Genomic DNA, 22,096 nt, shown 5'->3' with positions numbered 1-22,096 from the left:
CCGCAGCTTAGCGTGCATTTGGTTAGCAGCCTACAGATCTGCCTGATGGGAACCGATCAGTCAGATTGATAAGACGCGACCAGGCATTCCTTGGCGCTCTTGCGCAGTTTTTTGATCAGCCGTTCCTGACGCAACGCGTCGCTCTTGTCGCGGCAACGCTCGGTGTAGACCAGCGCCATCGCCGGGCTGGACAGGAAGAAGCGCGCGCCCTTGCCGCTTTGATGCTTGGCGAAGCGGCGCACCGGGTCGTCGCTGATCCCGCAATACAGCGAACCGTTGGCCGCGCGCACGAGGTAGACGAACCAGGCCTTGCTCGCTGGCTCGACGACTTCAACCGGTTTTTCGCTGAGGCTAGTCACTTCGGGATCTGGACGTGTAGGAAACAGGCCGCGATCTTATCAGCGAGTAGCCTGAAATGCCTTCAGACCTTTCAGCGCCTGCGCCCGGACCGCGTTGCGCACCAGCGGTGTCCAGCCGAGCAGCAGGCCTTTGAAACCCAAGGCCTGACGCGACCAGCGCCACAGGTCGAAGTGGTCGTGGTGCTCGCAGATCTTGCCGTCGCGAAAGACGAAGCGCGCCTGGATATCGTTGATTACCACGTTGCCGGTCTGGCTGAACAGGTAAGTCGCCACCCAGTGCGCACCGCCGCTGCGCTCGTCGGCGCGGACATTGTCGAAGGTCAGGGAGAAGTCCTTGGCGCGGGTGGTGAGCATGCGCCACATGTCGCCGGCATCGCGCCCGCGCAGTTCACCGAAAGCCGGATCGCTGAACACCACATCGTCGGTATAGCAGGCGGCCATGGCCTCGGCGTCGAGGCGCTGGAAGGCCTGGTAGAAGCGAGTGATCAGGGCGGCGTGGGCTTCGCTCATGGGCAAACTCCGGAAATGGACAGATTGCCAGCACGATAAGCTGCAAATCGCAGAAACACTATCGGCATTCGCAAAGCGAATATCAGCCGCACACAGAACCACTGTAGGAGTGAGCCTGCTCGCGATAGCGGTGTATCAGTCAGCGCAATGTTGACCGACACACCGTTATCGCGAGCAGGCTCACTCCTACAAGTTGAACCGTGTCAGATCTTTTCGCTTTGTACTTGCACGTACAGCGCACGGCCGGCACCAAGGCCGGCAATGATCGCACCGGTGCCAATGATGCCGAAGATCCAGCCCACAGCATTCCAGCCGCCGGTCCAGTCATGCACCACGCCGACCGCGAACGGCCCCATCGACGCCAGGGTGTAGCCGAAGCCCTGGGACATGCTCGACAGGTTCGCCGCCACATGCGAATCCCGCGAGCGCAGCACGATCAGGGTCAGCGCCAGGCTGAACGTACCGCCCTGCCCCAGCCCCAGCAGAATCGCCCAGCCCCAGAGCCCTTCAATCGGCGCATACAGGCAACCGAACAGACCACCGAGGGTCAGCGCCATCACCACCACGATCGCCAGGCGCTGGTCCTTGCCACGGGTCGCCAGCCACGGCGCAGCCAGGGAGCTGGCGAGCTGGATGATCACCGAGCCGGACAGCACCAGGCCGGCCTGGGTCGGAGTCAAGCCGCGGCCGATCAGGATCGACGGCAACCAGCCGAACACGATGTACGCCAGCGACGATTGCAGGCCCATATACAAGGTCACTTGCCACGCCAGCGGATCGCGCAGCAGACCTTTCACCCGATAGGCGACGTTGTGCGCGCCGTGTTTCTGCCCGACCTGCGGCAGCCAGAACAACGCCGCCACCAGCGCCGGGATCACCCAGAAGCCCAGGCCCAGCGCCCAGCTGTGGTCGAAGTGTTCGCTCAACGGCACGGTCGAACCCGCCGCCATCGCGGCGCCCAGGCACAGGGCCATGGTGTAGACGCCGGTCATGGTTCCGGCGTGTCTGGCGAAGTCGCGTTTGACGATGCCCGGCAGCAGCACGCCGATAATGCCGATGCTCGCACCGCCAAGCACGCTACCTGCAAACAGCCCGATCTCACCGAAGTTGCTGCGCACAATAATCCCGGCGGCCAGGGTCAGCAGAATCCCCAGCACCACCCGCTCAGCGCCGAAACGCCGCGCCAGAATCGGCGCCAGCGGCGCGAACAGTCCTAAGCACAACACCGGCAACGTGGTCAGCAAACCGGCCTGAGCCGCAGACAGACCAAGGCTTTTCGACACTTCGCTGAGCAGCGGCGCCATGCTCGACAGCGCAGGGCGCAGGTTCAGCGCCACCAGAATCAGCCCCAGCAGCAACAGCCACGGCCGGCGCACCAGCGGATGGCTTTGCTGTACTTGTTCGTCGTCAGCCTCGGCGTCGATCAGCAGCTCTTCGAGCTCCGCCGTGCGCTTGGGGGTTGAAAAGTTTTTCTCGCTTTCAAGGTTCATTGATCAACTGCCTCGATATGGCTTTGGCCCGTTCCGGGTCGCGTTGTTCGACGGCATCGAGCAACTCGATGTGCAGGTCGAACACTTCCTGACGGCGCGGGACGATGTTCAGCGTCTGGCGCAATTGCGCGCCGACGATGCTGGAGAAATAGCGATACAACTCGCTGAGGGTGGGGTTGTGCGCGGCGTCCACCAGACGGCGGTGGAACACCAGATCGCAGGCAATGTAAGTGTCGAGATCGCCGTGGTAGTGGCTGCCGCTGGTGCCGAGCGCTTCGCGCAATGCGGCGAGATCTTCATCGGTGCGACGCAGCGCGGCCAGGCCAATGGCCTCGACTTCGAGAATGTGCCGGGTCTCGCGCGCCTGCTCCAGCGAGCAACGGGACAACGCCTTGAGCGTGTCCATCGGATCGACCACTGCGCGCAGATAACTGCCGTCGCCCTGCCGGATTTCGATCAACCCGGAAAACGCCAGCACGCGCATGGCTTCGCGCACCGTGTTGCGGCTGATGCCCAGTTCGGCGCACAACTCAGGCTCGGTCGGCAGCCGTTCGCCGACCTGCCACACACCATCGCTGATGCGTTGGCGCAACTGATCCAAGGCCTGATCGACCAGGGATCGCTTGATCAAAGGTGAGATGTCTGTCATGAAATTCGCCCTTTCATCCAATCATAGGATGAATTTTCTGACATCTTAGTCAGCTGCGGTGCTCCACACAACCCCACGCAGGAAGGAACAACGGGACACCAATCCTACATGTCGAGTTGTAAAAACCGCTGACAGGCGAAGTGATTTCCCACATTCCGCAGGAATACTGCCGACATCACTTGCAGACGCTGGACTGCAGACTTTGGACATTGATCCAGGGGCATTTTGCCCCGTCATTATCCAAAGGAAGAAGCACGCTCATGGTAGAAGTCAATTTCGGCAAGCAGCACGACCGCCCTTTTGTTCTGCAGAAAAATCGCCAATTGCTGGCAGTCCGCAGCCACGCGGGAACGCAGTTGGCCCAAACGCTTTGCTGCGAATCTGCTCACGCAGCGCTGGAAGGTTGCGAGCTGTTGCTGCATGTCGAGGACGCTGATGTGCAGATTTTCAAACTGCCTGGACACTCGGACGCATCGCAACGCAAGGCGCTGCTACGCAAATTGCCCGACGTGCGCTTCGCGGGCAGCGTGCTGGTGGATCCCATCACTCAGGAGCCGGTGCTCTATACCGAAAATATCTTTTTGAAGTTCATCGACTCACTGAAAGCCACTGAGTGCATGGTCATACTTCAAGCGCTGGGCCTGATGATCAAGCAACAGGTGCCGTATGCAAAAAATGCCTTTTTTGTGCATCACCCCGCCACCCATGGCATCGATATCTGCACCCTCACGAGTGAATGGCTGGAACGCGACGAGATCGAGTACTGCCACCCGGAGCTGCTGCGCCAGGGTCAACGCCGAGCGATCCATGCCAATCAGTGGCACCTGAAGAAAACCACCGTGACCTATCAGGTTGAAATCGATGCCAGCGCCAACGTCGAAGCCGCACATGAGCTCGCGCAGGGCGAAGGCATCGTCATCGCAGTCATCGATGACGCGTTTGATATTGACCATCCCGAATTTTCCGGAGAAGGCAAAGTGGTCGGTGCAAAGAACTTTGACCGACGTAACGCCAAAGGCGGGCCGCGCCCACTGAACGCCCTGGAACGCCACGGTACGGCCGCTGCCGGGGTGGCTTGCGCCAATGGCGAGGACGGCGCCAGCGGTGTCGCCCCCAAAGCCAGCCTGATGCCATTGAAACTCACCAAACCCTTGGGAGCCCGCGCGGAGGCCGACGCCTTTTTCTGGGCGGCCGATCAGGGAGCCGACGTCATTTCCTGCAGCTGGGGGCCGGCTGAAGGGCATTGGGCCGACCCGGCGGACCCGCGTCACACGCAAGTGTTTCCCCTGGCCGCCAGCACGCGGCTGGCAATCGAATACGCCGCCACCAAGGGCCGCAATGGCAAAGGCTGTGTGATCTTTTTTGGCGCGGGAAACGGTAACGAGTGCGCCGATAACGATGGCTATTCCAGCCACCCCCACGTCATTGCGGTAGGTGCCTGCAACGATCAGAACCGGCGCAGTGCCTACAGTGACTATGGCAAGTCGCTCTGGTGCTGCTTTCCCAGCGGAGATCAGCAACACCCCGATCCGAAGTTCAAGCCTGCGACTTCGATCCCGCAGACCCGGGGTATCCGTACCACTGATTTGAGCGCAAAATTTGCCGCCGCCACATTGCCGGCCTACACCGACACCTTCAGCGGTACCTCCAGCGCCTGCCCCGGCGCCGCGGGCATCGCTGCGCTGGTGCTCGGAGTCAATCCCGAGCTTGATCGCTCTGCGGTACGCCAGATACTTGCCGATTGCTGCGACAAGATCGGCCACCCCGATGACGGGCCGCGCGGCCAGTACGACGAAAACGGCCACAGTCACTACTACGGGCACGGCCGACTCAACGCGCTGCGTGCCGTGCACCTGGCACTGGAACGCAAAACAAATGCGGGCTGATTCGCCCCCATGAAAAAAGCCCTGTCGGCATACCGGCAGGGCTTTTTGTCAGGCGAGCTTCTCAGGCAATCAATGCAGGATCTGGCTCAGGAACAGTTTGGTGCGGTCATTCTGCGGGTTGTCAAAGAAGTCGTTCGGCGCCGCCTGTTCGACGATTTCGCCCTTGTCCATGAAGATCACCCGGTTGGCCACGGTGCGGGCGAAGCCCATTTCGTGGGTCACGCAGAGCATGGTCATGCCGTCTTCGGCGAGGCCGATCATGGTGTCCAGCACCTCTTTGACCATCTCCGGGTCGAGGGCCGAGGTCGGTTCGTCGAACAGCATGATTTTCGGTTTCATGCACAGCGCACGGGCAATCGCCACACGCTGTTGCTGACCGCCGGACAGTTGCCCCGGAAACTTGTGCGCCTGCTCCGGAATGCGTACGCGCTCCAGATAATGCATGGCGATTTCCTCGGCCTTGCGCTTGGGCATCTTGCGCACCCACATCGGCGCCAGCGTACAGTTTTGCAGGATGGTCAGGTGCGGGAACAGGTTGAAGTGCTGGAACACCATGCCGACTTCGCGGCGGATCGCTTCGATCTGCTTGAGGTCGTTGGTCAGCTCCACGCCGTCGACAACGATGCGGCCCTGCTGGTGCTCTTCCAGACGGTTGAGGCAGCGGATGGTGGTCGATTTGCCGGAACCCGACGGGCCGCACAAGACGATACGCTCGCCCTGCTTGACGTTGAGGTTGATGTCTTTCAGCACGTGGAACTGGCCGTACCACTTGTTCACGCCCTGCATCTGGATAATGCCTTCAGGGCCGACAGGCTTTTTGATTGCTTCGCTCATTTACAGAGAACTCCTAACGCTTGTGGCCAGTGTCGAGCTTGCGTTCCAGATGCATGGAATAGCGCGACATACCAAAACAGAAAATCCAGAACACCAGGGCGGCGAACACGTAGCCTTCGGTGGCCATGCCCAGCCATTTCGGGTCGGCAGCGGCTTGCTTGACGCTGTTGAGCAGGTCGAACAGGCCGATGATGATCACCAGGCTGGTGTCCTTGAACAGCGCAATGAAGGTGTTGACGATGCCGGGGATTACCAGCTTCAAGGCTTGCGGCAGAATCACCAGGCCCATGGCGCGCCAGTAACCGAGGCCCATCGCCGCTGCCGCTTCGTACTGACCTTTGGGGATCGCTTGCAGACCGCCGCGCACCACTTCGGCAACGTAGGCCGACTGGAACAGGATCACCCCGATCAGCGCCCGCAGCAGCTTGTCGAAGTTCATGCCTTCGGGCAGGAACAGCGGCAGCATCACCGAGGACATGAACAGCACCGTGATCAACGGCACGCCGCGCCAGAACTCGATGAAGGTCACGCAGACCACACGAATCGCCGGCATGTTCGAGCGCCGGCCCAGTGCCAGAATGATCCCCAGCGGCAAGGCGCCGGCGATACCCACGGTGGCGATGACCAGGGTCAGCATCAGACCGCCCCACTGGCTGGTCGCCACGGCGTCGAGGCCGAACACGCCACCGTGCAGCAGGCACCAGGCGACAATCGGGTAGATCACCAGGAAGCTCAGACCGTACACCGCTTTACGCGGGAAGCGCGAGATGAACAGCGGCGCCACACCGATCACCGCCAGCCACACGGTCAGGTCGACGCGCCAGCGCAGGCCGGTCGGGTAGTAGCCGTACATGAACTGGCCGAAACGCTGCTGAATGAACACCCAGCAGGCGCCGTCCTTGGTGCAGTCGGCGCGGGTGGTGCCGACCCAGTTGGCATCGAGAATCGCCCAACTGAGGATCGGTGGTACCACCAGATAGATCAGGTAAAACGCAAACAGGGTCAGCAGGGTGTTGAGCCAGCTGGAAAACATGTTCGCGCGTATCCATGCCATCGGGCCGAAGACCTTGGCCGGCGGTGGCATGTCGGGTTTGAAAGTATGGGTTGTCATGCGCGTTTCCTCACCGCTCGATCAGCGCAATGCGCTTGTTGTACCAGTTCATCAGCAGGGAAATGCTGATACTGATCGCCAGGTACACGCTCATGGTGATGGCAATGACTTCGATGGCCTGACCGGTCTGGTTGAGCACGGTGCCGGCGAACAGCGAAACCATTTCCGGATAACCGATACCGGCGGCCAGCGACGAGTTCTTCGCCAGGTTCAGGTATTGGCTGGTCAGCGGCGGAATGATCACTCGCAAGGCTTGCGGAATGATCACCTTGCGCAGGGTCGGGCCGTTGCGCAGGCCGAGCGAACGCGCCGCTTCGGTCTGGCCATGGCTGACCGACTTGATCCCCGAACGGACGATTTCCGCGATAAACGCGGCGGTGTACACGGTCAGCGCCAGGGTCAACGCGAGCAGTTCCGGGATCAGCACCCAGCCGCCGACGAAGTTGAAACCCTTGAGTTGCGGCATTTCCCAGTGCAGGGGTGCACCGAAGATCAGCGCGCACAAGGTCGGGATCACCAGCAGGATCGCCAGGCCGGTCCAGAACTTGTGAAACGGTACGCCGGTGTCTTCGAAACGCTTGTTGGCCCAGCGGCACATCAGCACGATGGCGACGATGGCCAGCACCACACTGATGAAGAACGCCCAGAAGCCGTCAGCCATTTGCGCGGCCGGCATGTTCAGGCCCCGGCTGCTGACGAAGAAGGTGTCGCCGAAGTTGTGGCTGTTGCGCGGTCCCGGCATGGTCAGGAATACCGCGAAGTACCAGAACAGGATCTGCAGCAGCGGCGGAATGTTGCGGAACACTTCCACGTACACGGTCGCCAGTTTGCTGATGATCCAGTTCGGCGACAGCCGCGCCACACCGATGATGAAGCCCAGCAGGGTCGCCAGGATCACGCCGATGAAGGTCACCAACAGGGTGTTGAGCAAGCCGATCACGAACACCCGAGCGTAACTGTCCGCTTCGGTGTAGGAGATCAGGTGCTGAGCGATGCCGAACCCGGCACTGCGCTCCAGAAAGCTGAAACCGGAAGTGATGCCCCGGTGCTGAAGGTTGGTCTGGGTGTTGTCGAACAGATACCAGCCCATGGCGACCACCGCCACGACGGTGATGATCTGAAACAGCCACGCACGCACTCGCGGATCGCTGAGGCTGAGCCTCTGCTTTGGTGCGCCGATTGAATTTTGCATGAAGTGCCCCGGAAGAAATGGAACAGAACATCACCCGGCGGTTGGCCCGCCGGGTGATAGAACCATTAGCGCACTGGTGGTGCGTACTGAATGCCGCCGTTGGTCCACAGCGCGTTCAGGCCACGGTCGATTTCCAGCGGAGTGCTCTTGCCGAGGTTTTTCTCGAAGATTTCACCGTAGTTACCGACCTGCGAAACGATTTTCACAACCCAGTCCTTCGGCAGTTTCAGGTCCTTGCCGTATTCACCGTCAGCACCCAGCAGACGAGCGACGTCCGGGTTCTTGGTGGATTTGGCTTCTTCCAACACGTTTTTCGACGTCACGCCGGCTTCTTCAGTGTTCAGCAGCGCGTAGCCAACCCAGCGAACGATCGCCAGCCACTCGTCGTCGCCGTTACGCACGACCGGGCCCAGCGGTTCTTTGGAGATGGTTTCCGGCAGCACCACGTAGTCTTTTGGCGAAGCCAGTTTGCTGCGCTGTGCGTACAGCTGCGACTTGTCGGAGGTCAGCACGTCGCAACGACCGGATTCCAGCGACTTGGCGCTTTCATCGGAGGTGTCGAAAGTGATCGGGGTGTACTTCAGGCCGTTGGCGCGGAAGTAGTCGGAGACGTTAAGTTCGGTGGTGGTACCGGCCTGGATACAGATGGTTGCACCGTCCAGTTCCTTGGCACTTTTCACGCCCAGCTTGTTGTTGGCCAGGAAGCCCACGCCGTCGTAGTAAGTGATGAAGCCCGGGAATTTCAGGCCCATGCCGGCGTCACGCGAGCTGGTCATGGTGGTGTTGCGCGAGAGCAGGTCGATTTCGCCGGACTGCAGCGCGGTGAAGCGCTCCTTGGCGTTCAACTGGCTGAACTTGACCTTGTTGGCGTCGCCGAATACGGCAGCGGCCACAGCGCGGCAGACGTCAGCGTCGATCCCGAGGATCTTGCCCGAAGCGTCCGGCACGGAGAAACCCGGCAGACCGTCGCTCACGCCACACTGCACGAAACCTTTCTTCTGCACGGCATCCAGGGTTGCACCCGCCTGAGCGAACCCGCTGACGCCGAGTACTGCTGCTGCAGTCACGACCGCCAGAGTGGATTTCAACATCTTCATTCAAACCTCCAGTTTTGCTCTTGTTGTGTCGGAGCTTGAGTCCAGTCGCACCCTTTTGAGGCGTTGTTGACCCGTGTTGGCTTTTTTTGGGGTCAACCGACGTAAGACCTTCGCTATGAGTCTAGTAGGAGAAAATCCACATCATGGACAACTCACTTCTCACCAATCGGCCGAACGGGCTGTAGCCCTTTCACGTTCGCTTTGCCCGTAGCGGCCATTGGCGAACATCCATCACCGGATTCTTTGCAATCCCGTCGCAAGACGTACACTGATAGTGTTACCGCAAGGCGTAGGACGCTTCGTACAGAATCCTCCATAGCAAAGCCCGTACCACACCGCTTGCTGAAGCGATTGCGCGACAGGTCAATAGCAAAACTTGTAGCCTTGCGACATCTTCTTAACGGATCGACCGGACGCGCACCTCAATCACGCACTTATTGAGAGCGCCCGCACATTTTTGGAGCAGCCATGACCGAGCCCCTGATTCTTGAACCCGTAAAGCCCGCAGACGCCTGCGTGATCTGGCTGCACGGCCTCGGCGCGGACCGCTATGACTTCTTGCCGGTCGCCGAAGCGCTGCAGGAAAGCCTGCTGACTACCCGCTTTGTATTGCCGCAAGCGCCTACCCTGCCCGTCACCATCAATGGTGGTTACGAGATGCCGAGCTGGTACGACATAAAGGCCATGAGCCCGGCGCGGTCGATTGACCGTGAGCAGTTGGAAGCGTCGGCGGATCGCATCATTGAATTGATCGAAAAGGAGCGCGCCAGCGGAATAGACGCTTCGCGGATTTTTCTCGCCGGGTTTTCCCAGGGGGGCGCCGTCGTTCTGCACACCGCTTATATAAAGTGGCAAGGTCCTTTGGGTGGCGTACTTGCCCTCTCCACCTATGCCCCGACCTTCACTGACGAGATGGAGCTTTCAGCCAGTCAGCAGCGTATTCCTGCGCTGTGCCTGCACGGCCAGTTCGACGGCGTGGTGCAGAACTCGATGGGGCGCAGCGCCTATGAGCATTTGGTGAAGCATGGTGTCACCGTGACATGGCAGGAATACCCAATGGAGCACGAAGTGTTACCCGAAGAAATTCGTGATATCGGCGTCTGGCTGGGCGAACGCCTGCGTTGATCGTTTCAGCTGCATCGCCCCTTTGATCATCCCACTACGCCGCGCCCGTTTCTTGCATTACACTGGCCGGCGTACATTCCTTAACCAATTGATGAGATGACCGTGCTCAAAGCACTCAAGAAAATGTTCGGTAAAAGCGAGGCTGAGCAGCTCGCGCCAGTCCCCAGTGCGCCGTCGCACGCCCCCGGCCCTCGCAGCGATGTGCCCAAGGCTGAACGTCCGGCTCCGGTAGCGACACCCCAGCCTGAGCCGCAACCTGCCGTCGCTACCGAACCGGTCCGCGCCGAAGCGCCGAAACCACCCCGGCCGCGCCGCGAACCGAAGCCCAAGGCACCGGTCATTCCCTGGAAACTCGAAGATTTCGTTGTCGAACCCCAGGAAGGCAAAACCCGCTTTCACGATTTCAAGCTCGCTCCGGAACTGATGCACGCCATCCAGGACCTGGGCTTCCCGTACTGCACGCCGATCCAGGCGCAGGTGCTGGGTTTCACCCTCGCCGGCAAAGACGCCATCGGCCGCGCGCAGACCGGTACCGGCAAGACCGCCGCGTTCCTGATCTCGATCATCACTCAGTTGCTGCAGACGCCGCCGCCGAAAGAACGCTACATGGGTGAACCCCGTGCACTGATCATCGCGCCGACCCGTGAGCTGGTGGTGCAGATCGCCAAGGATGCTGCCGACCTGACCAAGTACACCGGCCTCAACGTCATGACGTTCGTTGGCGGCATGGACTTCGACAAGCAGCTCAAGCACCTCGAAGCGCGCCACTGCGACATCCTCGTCGCCACCCCGGGCCGTCTGCTCGACTTCAACCAGCGCGGCGACGTGCACCTGGACATGGTCGAAGTGATGGTGCTGGACGAAGCCGACCGCATGCTCGACATGGGCTTCATCCCGCAAGTGCGGCAGATCATTCGCCAGACCCCGCCGAAGTCCGAGCGTCAGACCCTGCTGTTCTCCGCGACCTTCACCGAAGACGTGATGAACCTGGCCAAGCAATGGACCACCGATCCGGCAATCGTCGAAATCGAAATCACCAACGTGGCCAACGAAAACGTCGAGCAGCACATCTATGCGGTGGCCGCGGCTGACAAATACAAACTGCTCTACAACCTGGTCAACGATAACGGCTGGGAGCGCGTGATCGTCTTCGCCAACCGCAAGGACGAAGTGCGCCGTATCGAAGAACGCCTGGTGCGGGACGGCATCAACGCCGCGCAACTGTCCGGCGACGTGCCGCAGCACAAGCGCATCAAGACCCTGGAAGGCTTCCGCGAAGGCAAGATCCGCGTGCTGGTGGCCACCGATGTCGCCGGTCGCGGCATCCACATCGACGGCATCAGCCACGTGATCAACTTCACCCTGCCGGAAGTGCCGGACGACTACGTGCACCGCATCGGCCGTACCGGTCGCGCGGGCGCCGACGGTGTATCGATCAGCTTCGCCGGCGAGGACGACTCCTACCAGTTGCCGTCGATCGAAGAAAAACTCGGTCGCAAGATCAGCTGCGAAACACCACCGACGCACCTGTTGCGCGCTGTTGAACGCAAGCGTCCGCAGCCGCAGTAAGCGATCTGTAACGCAAAAAGCGCAGCCGGCAACGGACTGCGCTTTTTTTTGCCCGGCGTTTTCAACAGGCGCTTGCGGTAGATAACTAAAAGTCCATAATGGACAAATTAGTTTACATCCAGACCGTGGAGCCTGATATGTCCAGTACACCCTACGTGATCGACCATACCCAGGCCCGCGAGCTGCTGGCGCGCATCGACGTGCCGCAGATCCTGCGAAAACTGTTCCGCGACCTCGCCGCCGGCCACGCCGTGCAACCGGCGCAGCAGTTGGTGGAGTTTCCGCAGGGCGCCGGCGACTTCATCAATTATCTGGGGGTGCTGGCCGAGGACGGCGTGTACGGGGTCAAGACCTCGCCCTACATCGTCCGCGAGCAAGGGCCACTGGTGACAGCGTGGACCCTATTAATGTCGATGAAAACCGGCCAACCGCTGCTGCTTTGCGATGCCGGTGAACTGACCACCGCGCGTACTGCAGCGACCACCGCCGTTGCAGTCGATGCCCTCGCCCCGCTGAATGCCCAACGACTGGCGCTCATCGGCAGCGGCAAGGTTGCCCAGGCTCATTTGCATTACGTGAAAGGTCTGCGCGACTGGCAGAACATCAGCGTGTATTCGCCGAGCCTGTCGGAAGACGCTGAAACCCGGGCGCTGCTGAAAGAGATCTACCCGGGGGTGAAGATTGCCGACAGCCGCGATGTCGCCCACATAGACGCGGACGTGATCATGCTATGCACCTCGTCCGCCGGCCCAGTGATCGACCCGGCCAGCTTGAGCAAACCGGCGCTGATCACCTCGATCAGCACCAACGCGCCACGCGCCCATGAGGTGCCGCCGCAGAGCCTGAGCGACATGCAAGTGTTCTGTGACTATCGGCTGACCACGCCGGGCTCGGCCGGTGAGATGTTGATCGCGACCGAGCAGCATGGCTGGGACAAGTCTGCGATTGTCGGTGACCTCGCCGACCTGCTCAGCGAGAAAGTGCCGCGCCCCGGTTACGACCGTCACGTATTTTTCCGTTCAATTGGCCTGGGCCTGGAAGACATTGCGCTGGCGAATGCGGTTTATCTCTTAACCCACTAACACCACAAATCCCATTGTGGGAGCGGGCTTGCTCGCGAAGAGGCCGTATCAGGCAACGCATTTGCCGAATGACATACCGCCTTCGCGAGCAAGCCCGCTCCCACAGGGGATCAGCGAATTTTCCAATATTGCGAGCAACTGGAGACTTTCATGAGCCAGGCAGATTTCATCATCATCGGCGGCGGGATTGCCGGCGCTTCCACCGGTTTCTGGCTGTCGCCCCACGCCAAAGTGATCGTGCTCGAACGTGAATCGCACCCGGCCTATCACTCCACCGGGCGTTCTGCCGCGCTGTACACCGCCGCCTACGGTACGCCGCAGGTGCGGGCGCTGACACTGGCCAGCCGTGAGTTTTTCGACCATCCGCCGAGCGGTTTCTGTGAGCACCCATTGCTGACACCGCGCGGCGAAATGACCGTGGACTTCAGCGGTGACGCCGCCGAGCTGAACAACCAGTACCTCAGCGCCAAAGCCACAGTGCCAGAAATGCAGCTGCTCAGCGCCGACGAAGCCTGCGCCCGTCTGCCGATCCTGCGTCGGGAAAAAGTCCACGGCGCGATCTACGATCCGACCGCCAGTGACATCGACACCGACGCCCTGCATCAGGGCTACCTGCGCGGTATCCGCCGCAACAACGGCGAGGTGCACACCGATTGCGAAGTGCTGGGCCTGACGCGCGACGCCGCTGGCCTCTGGCAGGTGCAAACCAACGGTCAGACCTTCCGCGCGCCGGTCATCATCAACGCCGCCGGCGCCTGGGCTGACCAGATCGGCGCGCTGGCTGGCGCCCAGGCGCTGGGCCTGCAACCGAAACGCCGTGCGGCGTTCATTTTCGCCGGCCCCGAGGGCGTGGACATTCATCACTGGCCGATGCTGGTCAGCCTCGACGAATCGTTCTACATGAAGCCCGACGCCGGGATGTTCCTCGGCTCGCCGGCCAACGCCGACCCGGTCGAACCGCATGACGTGCAACCGGAAGAGCTGGACATCGCCATGGGCATCTATCAGATCGAAGAGGCTACGACCCTGACTATCCGCCGCCCGACCCGCACCTGGGCCGGACTGCGCAGCTTCGTCGCCGACGGTGATCTGCTCAGCGGTTTCGATCCGCAGGTGCCGGGGCTGTTCTGGGTCGCGGCCCAGGGCGGTTACGGTATTCAGACTTCACCGGCCATGGGCCAGGCCAGCGCGGCATTGGTGCGTGGTCAGCCGTTGCCTGAGTCGTTGCAGCAGTTCGGCCTGAGCAGCGCCATGCTCTCCCCTTCACGACTGCGCTGATGCCCCCTGCGGATGACGCGCCCAACGGATTGCGGCACACTCGCAGCGCCCCCGTGCACGGGGGCGCTGACGCCGCCTGGAGCTCCACAATCATGACCGCCCCCGAATTCGATCCGGCACTGGATAACTTCCGTGCCATCGCCGACGCCATCGCCACGCTGTTCTTTCCCCACGCCGAAGTGGTGCTGCACGACCTGCGCACGCAGAAGGTCGACTACATCGCCAACAACCTGTCCAAGCGCGAGATCGGCGACGATTCATCGCTTGAAGACATGCTCAGCGAGGAGGTCAGCGAGCGCAACATCGGCCCGTACGAAAAGCTCAATTGGGACGGCCAGAAAATCCGCAGCCTGAGCACCGTGCTGCGCGACCACGATGAGCGGCCGCTGGCGGTGCTGTGCATCAACCTGAATATTTCGCTGTTCGAGAATGCCAAGGCCGCGCTGGATCTGTTCCTGTCGCCGAGCAAACTGATCCCGCAGCCGGATTCACTGTTTCGCGATGACTGGCAGGAACGCATCAACACCTTCCTCCACGCCTGGCTGCGCGAGCGGCAGCTGAGCCTGAATCTGCTGACCCGCGATCACAAGCGCGAACTGGTATTGGCCCTGCACGCCGAAGGCGCGTTCAAGGGCAAGAGCGCCTCGAACTATGTGGCCAATGTGCTGAACATGGGGCGGGCGACGGTGTATAAGCATTTGAAGGAATTGAAGGGCTGAAGATCTGCATTGGCAGTTCCGGCCCCATCGCGAGCAGGCTCACTCTTACAGTTGGAATGCGTTCCCCTGTAGGAGTGAGCCTGCTCGCGATAGCGGACTATCAGTCGCCGTAGATGTCGGACTTGAAATACTTCTGGGAAATCTTCTGATACTCGCCACTCGCCCGAATCCCGTCGATGGCCGTGTTCAACTCACTGACCAGCTCGGTATTGCCCTTGCGCACCGCGATCCCCGCGCCCTCGCCCACGTACTTCGGATCCTTCAGCTCCGGCCCGACAAACGCATAGCCCTTGCCGCGTGGCATCGACAGGAAATCGTTCAGCGGGATGGTGTCGGCGAAAATCGCATCGAGCCGCCCGGCCGCCAGGTCCATGTAGATTTCTTCGTTATTGCCGTAGCGCTTGACGTTGATGCCCTTCGGTTCGAACACCTCGGTAGCATAACGATCGGTGGTGGTGGCGCGCTGCACGCCGACGGTCTTGCCCTTGAGGCTGGCGTATTGGTCATCGACCGTGGCGCCTTCCTTCATCACCAGCCGTGACGAAGTGAAGTAGTACTTGTGGGTGAAATCCACCGACTTCTTGCGGTCTTCGTTGATGGTCATCGACGACAAAGCCATGTCGATTTTCTTCACTTTCAACGAAGGAATCAGGCCATCGAACTCACCCTCGACCCACACACACTTGACCTTCATCTGCGCGCACAGGGCGTTGCCGATGTCGTAGTCGAAACCGACGATCTCACCCTTGTCGGTTTTCGAGGCGAACGGTGGATAAGCGGCCTCAATGCCGATGCGCAGGGTTTTCTCGGCGGCAAACGAGCTGGTGCACGCCAACAGGCTCAGGGCCAGACCGGTGATCAGGGGGAGTTTCTTCATGTTCGTTCTCTCGCGGGTTGTTGTTGGTTTGGCAAGACGAAGAAGAGCAGCTGGGAGCAGGGAGCTACGAGCGGCAAGATTGAAGCTTTTTTTGTACTTGGAAATCCATATTGGACTTATAGGTACAAGCCGTCAATTAGGGAAGAGAGTGTGTCTGCGAGGTTTTTGGTGTTACAGATGGCCCCTTCGCGAGCAAGCTCGCTCCCACATTGGATTTGGGAACGACACAGATCCAATGTGGGAGCTGGCTTGCCAGCGATGGCTGACTAGAGGGCGATGCAGTAATTACTTCTTCCAGCGATCCGCAGCGGCATGATCACTGTCACGCCCCTCGACCCAGCGCGGGCCGTCGCTGGTGGTTTCTTTTTTCCAGAACGGCGCGCGGGTTTTCAGGTAGTCCATGACGAAGGCGCAGGCGTCGAACGCCGCCTGGCGATGGGCGCTGGCCGCACCGACAAACACGATCGGCTCGCCAGGCTCCAGCGCGCCGATGCGGTGCAGCACTTCCAGCTTCAGCAACGGCCAGCGCTGCTCGGCCTCGACGGCGATCTTGCCAAGGGCTTTTTCGGTCATGCCCGGATAATGCTCGAGGAACATACCCGCCACATCCAGCCCGTCATTGAAGTCGCGCACGTAGCCGACAAAGCTCACCACCGCGCCGACACCGACATTCGCCGCGTGCATCGCGTTGACTTCAGCGCCGGGATCGAACGCCATGGACTGCACCCGAATCGCCATGCCTCAGCCTCCGGTCACGGTGGGGAAAAACGCCACTTCGTCGCCATCGCTCACCGGCTCGTCGAGCGGGCACAGGTCTTCGTTGCGTGCGCACATCAGGTTCTGTTCGCTCAGCACTTCGGCGCCCTCGCGTTGCGCGAGCAGCGCACGCACAGCGTCGACCGTGGCGAAATCGCCTTCGACCTCCACCGAGTCCACGCCCAGCGCTTCACGATAACGGGCAAAGAATTTAACCGTCAGCTTCATGGCTGCTCCGCCTGAAAATGCCCGCTCTTGCCGCCGACCTTCTCCAGCAGACGCACGCTTTCGATGATCATGCCGCGATCCACCGCTTTGCACATGTCATAGATGGTCAGTGCGGCGACGCTGGCAGCGGTCAGTGCTTCCATCTCGACGCCGGTCTGCCCCGACAGCTTGCAGCGGGCGACGATGCGCACGCTGTCGTCACCTTCAGCGCTGAGTTCAACCTTGACCCCGGTGAGCATCAGCGGATGGCACAGCGGGATCAGATCGCTGGTTTTCTTCGCCGCCTGAATGCCGGCAATGCGCGCCACGGCAAACACGTCGCCCTTGGGATGGCCGCCGCTGACGATCATCTGCAGGGTTTCGGGGAGCATGCGCACCAGCGCTTGGGCCGTCGCCTCACGGAACGTCACGGCTTTTTCGGTGACGTCGACCATGTTGGCGCGACCTTGGGAATCGAGATGAGTCAGCACGGGATTACTCCTGATCAGGAGCAGGGATTGTAAACCTGTGGGTCAAATTTCCGCATCACTGATTATGAATTCACCACTATCCCCTGTGGGAGCGGGCTTGCTCGCGAAAGCGGTGTATCAGGCACACATTTGGTGGCTGACACACCGCTTTCGCGAGCAAGCCCGCTCCCACATTGGGTGATGTGTTCATCCATAAAAAACGGGCGGCTGTCAGGCCGCCCGTTTTCTGGTGGAGGGTTACAAATGCGATTCGGCGTATTCGGCCAGAATCGAGCGTGGCACCCCTTGCAGGGTGATGTGCACCCCGTTGGGGAAATCCTTGAAGCGTTCGGTCAGGTAGGTCAGCCCGGAACTGGTCGCGGACAGGTAAGGGGTGTCGATCTGTGCCAGGTTGCCCAGGCACACCACTTTAGAACCGGCGCCGGCCCGGGTGATGATGGTTTTCATCTGGTGCGGCGTGAGGTTCTGGCATTCGTCGATCAGGATCAGGCTCTGCTGGAAGCTGCGACCACGAATGTAGTTGAGCGATTTGAACTGCAACGGCACTTTGCTGAGGATGTAATCGACGCTGCCATGGGTGTTTTCGTCATCCATGTGCAAGGCTTCGAGGTTGTCGGTGATGGCGCCCAGCCAAGGCTCCATTTTTTCCGCTTCAGTACCCGGCAGGAAGCCGATTTCCTGGTCCAGGCCCTGCACGCTGCGGGTCGCGATGATCCGGCGATAGCGTTTGCTGACCATGGTCTGCTCGATCGCCGCGGCCAGTGCCAGAATGGTTTTGCCGGAACCGGCGGCACCCGACAGGTTGACCAGGTGGATATCCGGATCCAGCAGCGCATACAGCGCCAGGCTCTGGTAGATGTCGCGCGGTTTGAGGCCCCAGGCTTCCTGATGCAGCAACGGTTCCTGATGCAGGTCGAGGATCAGCAGCTTGTCTTCCTGAATTTCCTTGATCCAGCCGACAAAGCCTTGTTCGTCAATGATGAACTCGTTGATGTGCACCGCCGGCAGGTTGTCGATCAACTGCACCTGATGCCAGGTGCGGCCGTGATCCTGACGGGTTTCGACCTTGCTCACGCGGTCCCAGAAGGAGCCGGTCATGTTGTGGTAGCCGTTGGGCAGCAGGGACACGTCATCGACCAACTGGTCGGTGCTGTAATCCTCGGCCGCGATCCCGCAGGCGCGCGCCTTGAGGCGCATGTTGATGTCTTTGGTGACCAGCACCACGGCCTTCTTCGGATCACGGGTGTGCAGGTCGATCAACTGGTTGATGATTTTGTTGTCGTTCAGATGCTCGGGCAGAATCAGGTTCGACTCGGCCTGTTTGCTCATCAGAATTGACAGCAAGCCCTTCGGCCCGCCCTTGCCGCGCTGAATCGGCACACCCAGCTCGACGTCCTCGGGGGAGGCATCGCCCAGGGTCTTGTCGATCAGGCGGATTGCCTGGCGGCATTCGGCAGCAACGCTGTGATGGCCGCTCTTGAGCTTGTCCAGCTCTTCGAGCACGGTCATCGGGATCGCGACGTGGTGTTCTTCGAAATTCAGCAGGGCATTTGGATCGTGAATCAATACGTTGGTATCGAGTACATAAAGGATTGGCTGGTTGGAAGAAGGGCTACGTCCGTGATCATCCATACTCGGTCACCTTTGTGGGAGCCATTCGACGCAATACCTGGGCGGTGCTGCGCCTCGAAGTGACTGCCGAATTCATCCACGAGGGCCTGGATGAACTGCACACAAAAGGAGTCTTGGAAGACGCCACCTGTGTTGCAGGTTTCGGCGGTCTGTCTTCGTAATACTCCAAAACCCATGACATAAAAAAGCACTTTGACGGTTTTTTTAAGTTTATTTTGCAGAGTGACGAAAAGCCCTTGGCGGACCGTCCAGACCCCGCTAAAGTCGGAAGTCCGCCTGCATCGAATTCTCTGGAAAAATCGCCCCAAGCCCAATGTTTCCGGGCTTTTTTGCGCTTGTCAGCGAAACCCGTCCTGACAGTCTTCAAAGCCGATGCCGCTTTGTGCAGTTTGCGTGATCAGCCACGGCAACGCGGTCTTCACCGCATCCTGTTTCATGTTGAAATTGATCACCCCGTGACGCCACAGCAGCATCAGGGTCAGCACCCGCTGCGCACTCTGTGCGCCCTTGAGCTTGCCGGCGCCGTCCTGGGCATCGATGTCCCACAGCGCCACTTGCAGGCCCTGATTGCGGAAGAAGCTGCCAGCATCACTGCGGCGCTGCCCCTCCGGCGGACGGAACAGTGGCACATAGTTCTCCGGCAACTTGTTCTTCACCAGATCGGCGCTGCGGCGCACCGAGTCCTGCCAGTCCTGCCAATAGCTGTGGGAACGGAACTCCCAACCCTGCACGCCCACACACTGTTTCGAGAACTCCGATTGCAGGTTGCTCACCGAGCGATCAGCCAGCCGCGCCTGCACATCCTTGCCCAACAGGAAGAACGTGCCGCTGAGATTGGATTTGCGCAGGTAGTCGGCAATCCAGTCGGTGTTGTCCGGCTGCAGATTGGCGGCGCTGTCGAAGCTCAGCAGAAACAGTCGATCGTGCATCTCGTCGCCATTGCGCTCGTAGTCGCCGAATTGATCGACTTCGCTGCTGGTTTGCGGTGACAGCGCGGCCTTGCGCATCAGCTCGTCCAGATACTGCAGATGAAACAACCGGCTCGGCTCGGCCCACTTGGTGTAATAGCTGTCGTCGCTGACCACGAACTTGGCGGCCTGCTCGCGCAGGGTAGGCAGGTCTTCGACGAGGAAGCAGAACGAGGCATCCTGATCGCAGCTCTGCTGGGCGAAGTTGTAGTTGGCCAACAGACGTTCCCAAAGCCGCTGACGCAGGTGGCTGATCGCGTCGACGTTGACCGTGCGCAGCCCAAGGCGCTGGGCCAGCGCGGCCTCGTCCAGCGCCTCGGTGCCGAGCAGGCCCCGGGCGAACATGAGGATTTCCGCGCGCGAGGCGACGTCGAACAGCGTCGGGCTGCTCAGTTGCTCCGGCCAGGTGCTGCGATCCAGCGTCGCCACATCGCCCGGCGCCGCCATGGCCCCGAAGCTCAACAGCCACGCGGTGAATAAAAGAACAATGCGCAAAGGGGTGTCTCCATAACCAAACCCGCGCGGCACTATAGCTGATGTGCAAGCTTCAAGGACGCTGCCCTCACCCCAGCCCTCTCCCGGAGGGAGAGGGAGCCGATCTTCATGTTTTCAAACCTGAGTTCGACTGGATATTTCAGGTCGATGTATGACTCTAGAACAACACGGTCAGCTCCCTCTCCCTCCGGGAGCGGGCTGGGGTGAGGGGAAAATCCACCAGCCGTCGCAAAAGCCCGAGCTTCCTGATACCTATTACCCTCATAGCTGGAGTCCACTCGGCCAACCCCCTAGAATCGCCCCCACGATTAAAGGAGACGACTTCATGCTGATGGTGATTTCCCCCGCCAAGACCCTCGATTACGAAACACCGCCGGCGACCCAGCGCTTTACCCAGCCGCAATACCTCGATCACTCTCAGGAGCTGATCCAGCAGCTGCGCGAACTGAGCCCGGCACAGATCAGCGAACTGATGCACGTGTCCGACAAGATCGGCGGCCTGAATGCCGCGCGTTTCGGTAGCTGGACGCCCGCCTTCACCCCGGAAAACGCCAAGCAGGCGCTGCTCGCGTTCAAGGGCGACGTGTACACCGGCCTCGACGCGCAATCGTTCAGCGAAGCTCAGTTCGACTATGCGCAAAAGCACTTGCGCATGCTCTCCGGTCTCTATGGCCTGCTGCGTCCGCTGGACCTGATGCAACCGTATCGTCTGGAAATGGGCACCAAACTGGCCAACGCCCGTGGCAAGGATCTGTACGCGTTCTGGGGCACCCGCATCAGCGAATGGCTCAACGAAGCGCTGGCCGATCAGGGCGACGATGTGCTGCTGAACCTGGCCTCCAACGAGTACTTTTCGGCGGTCAAACGCAGCGCCCTGAACGCGCGGATCATCAACACCGATTTCAAGGACCTGAAGAACGGCCAGTACAAGATCATCAGCTTCTACGCGAAGAAGGCCCGCGGCCTGATGAGCCGTTTCGTGATTCAGGAAAAAATCAACGATCCTGCCCTGCTCAAGCAGTTCGATGTGCAGGGTTATCGCTACAGCGCCGAGCAATCGAAACCGGACAATCTGGTGTTTCTGCGCGACCACGCCCCGGAATAAAGCATGCCCATTGCACGACTCTTTCTATAAAGAGTCGTGCAGCTCGCACGACGTCAAAAATCCCTCGCAACATTTCGCCGTTTTATTGGCGCCATAAAATCGTCCTGCCCAATTCTAATTTTAGTTTCACTCGACAGCCGCACTTTTTTTCAGTAGTGGCACGTAAATTTTTTTACGGTAGTGGCACAAAACTATCTAGCTCGATTACGCACCGATTAACAAAGGCCCAAATCGAAAGTGCTATCAAATTGAGACCAGTGCCATCTTTGGCAATATTTCAAAAAATTTCAGATTTCGCGATGAGCGGGTAGGAACTATGTCCAAATGCATAGCTCATACCACCGGTAACGATTCTCGCCGAGTTTGTACGAGATAACTTACGCAGAGCGGAGAACCATGTAACCAAGTTGTCACAGCAACTTGCCTAGATGGTTCACTCATCTGATCAACTAACGATGGATAGGTGATACGCACCATAAACATCCTCTACAAGGCCAAGGCTGCGCCCCTGTAATTGTGCTCGCCTGAGCACCCAACCGCTTGATCTACGGGCCTTTCGTCCGACATCAGGTGGACTGAACACATGCACAAGCGTCTTCCAGCAAGAAGATCCGCTGCATAACAGGGCAAGTCATAACAACTAAGGCCTAGTTGCGCACATCTT

The 22,096-nt window shown here is 60.0% G+C and carries 21 protein-coding genes; 7 read left to right on the top strand and 14 right to left on the bottom strand.

What is annotated here, in order from left to right; all coding sequences use genetic code 11:
• Positions 1-56: 56 nt before the first annotated feature.
• The 4 genes from ACOYXI_RS24365 to ACOYXI_RS24350 all read right to left on the bottom strand — a co-directional run bounded on the left by ACOYXI_RS24365 (position 57) and on the right by ACOYXI_RS24350 (position 3,008).
• Complete coding sequence (locus tag ACOYXI_RS24365; protein ID WP_097086337.1) at positions 57-359, bottom strand: GIY-YIG nuclease family protein; 303 nt, start codon at positions 357-359, stop codon at positions 57-59.
• 39 nt (positions 360-398) lie between these two features.
• A complete protein-coding gene (locus ACOYXI_RS24360) occupies positions 399-869 on the bottom strand; it encodes a nuclear transport factor 2 family protein (protein ID WP_027610944.1) in 471 nt (156 codons plus the stop codon).
• Between the two features lie 203 nt (positions 870-1,072).
• Positions 1,073-2,359 carry a CynX/NimT family MFS transporter gene (locus ACOYXI_RS24355; protein WP_183785814.1) on the bottom strand — a complete coding sequence of 429 codons (1,287 nt, stop codon included), beginning with the start codon at positions 2,357-2,359 and terminating at the stop codon, positions 1,073-1,075.
• Positions 2,349-3,008, bottom strand: coding sequence for a FadR/GntR family transcriptional regulator (locus ACOYXI_RS24350; protein ID WP_285375447.1), 660 nt, complete (start codon positions 3,006-3,008; stop codon positions 2,349-2,351). Before ACOYXI_RS24350 ends, ACOYXI_RS24355 begins: the two co-directional genes overlap by 11 nt.
• Positions 3,009-3,187: 179 nt before the next feature.
• On the opposite strand from ACOYXI_RS24350, the gene ACOYXI_RS24345 reads away from it, so the two are divergent.
• The gene (locus ACOYXI_RS24345) at positions 3,188-4,894 is read left to right on the top strand and encodes a S8 family peptidase (RefSeq protein ID WP_461675391.1); all 1,707 of its coding nucleotides are present in this window, start codon (positions 3,188-3,190) and stop codon (positions 4,892-4,894) included.
• Between the two features lie 69 nt (positions 4,895-4,963).
• Here the strand turns inward: ACOYXI_RS24345 and ACOYXI_RS24340 are convergent, their stop codons facing one another.
• The 4 genes from ACOYXI_RS24340 to ACOYXI_RS24325 form a co-directional block, all read right to left on the bottom strand.
• On the bottom strand, positions 4,964-5,728 hold the full coding sequence (locus ACOYXI_RS24340; RefSeq protein ID WP_003221897.1) for an amino acid ABC transporter ATP-binding protein: 765 nt from the start codon (positions 5,726-5,728) through the stop codon (positions 4,964-4,966).
• Between the two features lie 13 nt (positions 5,729-5,741).
• Positions 5,742-6,839, bottom strand: a complete 1,098-nt coding sequence (locus ACOYXI_RS24335; RefSeq protein ID WP_007965184.1) for an amino acid ABC transporter permease — start codon at positions 6,837-6,839, stop codon at positions 5,742-5,744.
• 10 nt (positions 6,840-6,849) lie between these two features.
• Entirely contained in the window at positions 6,850-8,031 is a 1,182-nt protein-coding gene (locus tag ACOYXI_RS24330) for an amino acid ABC transporter permease (protein WP_027610940.1), read from the bottom strand.
• A 65-nt stretch (positions 8,032-8,096) separates the two neighbouring features.
• Complete coding sequence (locus ACOYXI_RS24325; protein ID WP_007965188.1) at positions 8,097-9,128, bottom strand: amino acid ABC transporter substrate-binding protein; 1,032 nt, start codon at positions 9,126-9,128, stop codon at positions 8,097-8,099.
• 468 nt (positions 9,129-9,596) lie between these two features.
• On the opposite strand from ACOYXI_RS24325, the gene ACOYXI_RS24320 reads away from it, so the two are divergent.
• The 5 genes from ACOYXI_RS24320 to ACOYXI_RS24300 all read left to right on the top strand — a co-directional run bounded on the left by ACOYXI_RS24320 (position 9,597) and on the right by ACOYXI_RS24300 (position 14,901).
• Entirely contained in the window at positions 9,597-10,253 is a 657-nt protein-coding gene (locus tag ACOYXI_RS24320; RefSeq protein ID WP_461675390.1) for an alpha/beta hydrolase, read from the top strand.
• Between the two features lie 96 nt (positions 10,254-10,349).
• Positions 10,350-11,822 (top strand): ATP-dependent RNA helicase RhlB, encoded by a 1,473-nt coding sequence (rhlB, locus tag ACOYXI_RS24315; RefSeq protein ID WP_135295008.1) that lies wholly within the window; start codon positions 10,350-10,352, stop codon positions 11,820-11,822.
• A 137-nt stretch (positions 11,823-11,959) separates the two neighbouring features.
• Positions 11,960-12,904, top strand: coding sequence for an ornithine cyclodeaminase family protein (locus tag ACOYXI_RS24310; protein WP_461675389.1), 945 nt, complete (start codon positions 11,960-11,962; stop codon positions 12,902-12,904).
• A 150-nt stretch (positions 12,905-13,054) separates the two neighbouring features.
• Positions 13,055-14,182: an NAD(P)/FAD-dependent oxidoreductase gene (locus ACOYXI_RS24305; RefSeq protein WP_210558936.1), complete on the top strand. Its 1,128-nt coding sequence runs from the start codon at positions 13,055-13,057 to the stop codon at positions 14,180-14,182.
• Between the two features lie 92 nt (positions 14,183-14,274).
• Positions 14,275-14,901: a helix-turn-helix transcriptional regulator gene (locus ACOYXI_RS24300; RefSeq protein ID WP_098967310.1), complete on the top strand. Its 627-nt coding sequence runs from the start codon at positions 14,275-14,277 to the stop codon at positions 14,899-14,901.
• 100 nt (positions 14,902-15,001) lie between these two features.
• On the opposite strand, the gene ACOYXI_RS24295 is transcribed toward ACOYXI_RS24300, so the two are convergent.
• The 6 genes from ACOYXI_RS24295 to ACOYXI_RS24270 form a co-directional block, all read right to left on the bottom strand.
• Positions 15,002-15,778 carry an ABC transporter substrate-binding protein gene (locus tag ACOYXI_RS24295; protein ID WP_027610934.1) on the bottom strand — a complete coding sequence of 259 codons (777 nt, stop codon included), beginning with the start codon at positions 15,776-15,778 and terminating at the stop codon, positions 15,002-15,004.
• Between the two features lie 285 nt (positions 15,779-16,063).
• Positions 16,064-16,516 carry a molybdopterin synthase catalytic subunit MoaE gene (moaE, locus tag ACOYXI_RS24290; RefSeq protein ID WP_215501762.1) on the bottom strand — a complete coding sequence of 151 codons (453 nt, stop codon included), beginning with the start codon at positions 16,514-16,516 and terminating at the stop codon, positions 16,064-16,066.
• A gap of 3 nt (positions 16,517-16,519) precedes the next feature.
• Positions 16,520-16,762, bottom strand: a complete 243-nt coding sequence (moaD, locus tag ACOYXI_RS24285) for a molybdopterin converting factor subunit 1 (RefSeq protein WP_098967306.1) — start codon at positions 16,760-16,762, stop codon at positions 16,520-16,522.
• On the bottom strand, positions 16,759-17,232 hold the full coding sequence (moaC, locus tag ACOYXI_RS24280; protein ID WP_027610932.1) for a cyclic pyranopterin monophosphate synthase MoaC: 474 nt from the start codon (positions 17,230-17,232) through the stop codon (positions 16,759-16,761). Before moaC ends, moaD begins: the two co-directional genes overlap by 4 nt.
• Before the next feature lie 237 nt (positions 17,233-17,469).
• Complete coding sequence (locus tag ACOYXI_RS24275) at positions 17,470-18,864, bottom strand: PhoH family protein (RefSeq protein WP_095139594.1); 1,395 nt, start codon at positions 18,862-18,864, stop codon at positions 17,470-17,472.
• Positions 18,865-19,202: 338 nt separating this feature from the next.
• Positions 19,203-20,279, bottom strand: coding sequence for a polysaccharide deacetylase family protein (locus tag ACOYXI_RS24270; protein ID WP_431188391.1), 1,077 nt, complete (start codon positions 20,277-20,279; stop codon positions 19,203-19,205).
• A gap of 373 nt (positions 20,280-20,652) precedes the next feature.
• On the opposite strand from ACOYXI_RS24270, the gene yaaA reads away from it, so the two are divergent.
• Entirely contained in the window at positions 20,653-21,432 is a 780-nt protein-coding gene (gene yaaA / locus ACOYXI_RS24265) for a peroxide stress protein YaaA (protein ID WP_108181747.1), read from the top strand.
• The last annotated feature ends 664 nt before the right edge of the window (positions 21,433-22,096 follow it).

This window comes from Pseudomonas sp. G3-19 (assembly GCF_054855875.1).
Note: the sequence above shows the minus strand (reverse complement) of the source record. Positions and strands in the feature narration are given on the sequence as shown.

Excerpts from the sequence above, each read along its gene's own strand:
- ACOYXI_RS24360 (WP_027610944.1), bottom strand. The coding sequence starts at position 869 with ATGAGCGAAGCCCACGCCGCCCTGATCACTCGCTTCTACCAGGCCTTC.
- ACOYXI_RS24355 (WP_183785814.1), bottom strand. The coding sequence starts at position 2,359 with ATGAACCTTGAAAGCGAGAAAAACTTTTCAACCCCCAAGCGCACGGCG.
- ACOYXI_RS24350 (WP_285375447.1), bottom strand. The coding sequence starts at position 3,008 with ATGACAGACATCTCACCTTTGATCAAGCGATCCCTGGTCGATCAGGCC.
- ACOYXI_RS24340 (WP_003221897.1), bottom strand. The coding sequence starts at position 5,728 with ATGAGCGAAGCAATCAAAAAGCCTGTCGGCCCTGAAGGCATTATCCAG.
- ACOYXI_RS24335 (WP_007965184.1), bottom strand. The coding sequence starts at position 6,839 with ATGACAACCCATACTTTCAAACCCGACATGCCACCGCCGGCCAAGGTC.
- ACOYXI_RS24330 (WP_027610940.1), bottom strand. The coding sequence starts at position 8,031 with ATGCAAAATTCAATCGGCGCACCAAAGCAGAGGCTCAGCCTCAGCGAT.
- ACOYXI_RS24325 (WP_007965188.1), bottom strand. The coding sequence starts at position 9,128 with ATGAAGATGTTGAAATCCACTCTGGCGGTCGTGACTGCAGCAGCAGTA.
- ACOYXI_RS24320 (WP_461675390.1), top strand. The coding sequence starts at position 9,597 with ATGACCGAGCCCCTGATTCTTGAACCCGTAAAGCCCGCAGACGCCTGC.
- rhlB (WP_135295008.1), top strand. The coding sequence starts at position 10,350 with ATGACCGTGCTCAAAGCACTCAAGAAAATGTTCGGTAAAAGCGAGGCT.
- ACOYXI_RS24310 (WP_461675389.1), top strand. The coding sequence starts at position 11,960 with ATGTCCAGTACACCCTACGTGATCGACCATACCCAGGCCCGCGAGCTG.
- ACOYXI_RS24305 (WP_210558936.1), top strand. The coding sequence starts at position 13,055 with ATGAGCCAGGCAGATTTCATCATCATCGGCGGCGGGATTGCCGGCGCT.
- ACOYXI_RS24300 (WP_098967310.1), top strand. The coding sequence starts at position 14,275 with ATGACCGCCCCCGAATTCGATCCGGCACTGGATAACTTCCGTGCCATC.
- ACOYXI_RS24295 (WP_027610934.1), bottom strand. The coding sequence starts at position 15,778 with ATGAAGAAACTCCCCCTGATCACCGGTCTGGCCCTGAGCCTGTTGGCG.
- moaE (WP_215501762.1), bottom strand. The coding sequence starts at position 16,516 with ATGGCGATTCGGGTGCAGTCCATGGCGTTCGATCCCGGCGCTGAAGTC.
- moaD (WP_098967306.1), bottom strand. The coding sequence starts at position 16,762 with ATGAAGCTGACGGTTAAATTCTTTGCCCGTTATCGTGAAGCGCTGGGC.
- ACOYXI_RS24275 (WP_095139594.1), bottom strand. The coding sequence starts at position 18,864 with ATGGATGATCACGGACGTAGCCCTTCTTCCAACCAGCCAATCCTTTAT.
- ACOYXI_RS24270 (WP_431188391.1), bottom strand. The coding sequence starts at position 20,279 with ATGGCGGCGCCGGGCGATGTGGCGACGCTGGATCGCAGCACCTGGCCG.
- yaaA (WP_108181747.1), top strand. The coding sequence starts at position 20,653 with ATGCTGATGGTGATTTCCCCCGCCAAGACCCTCGATTACGAAACACCG.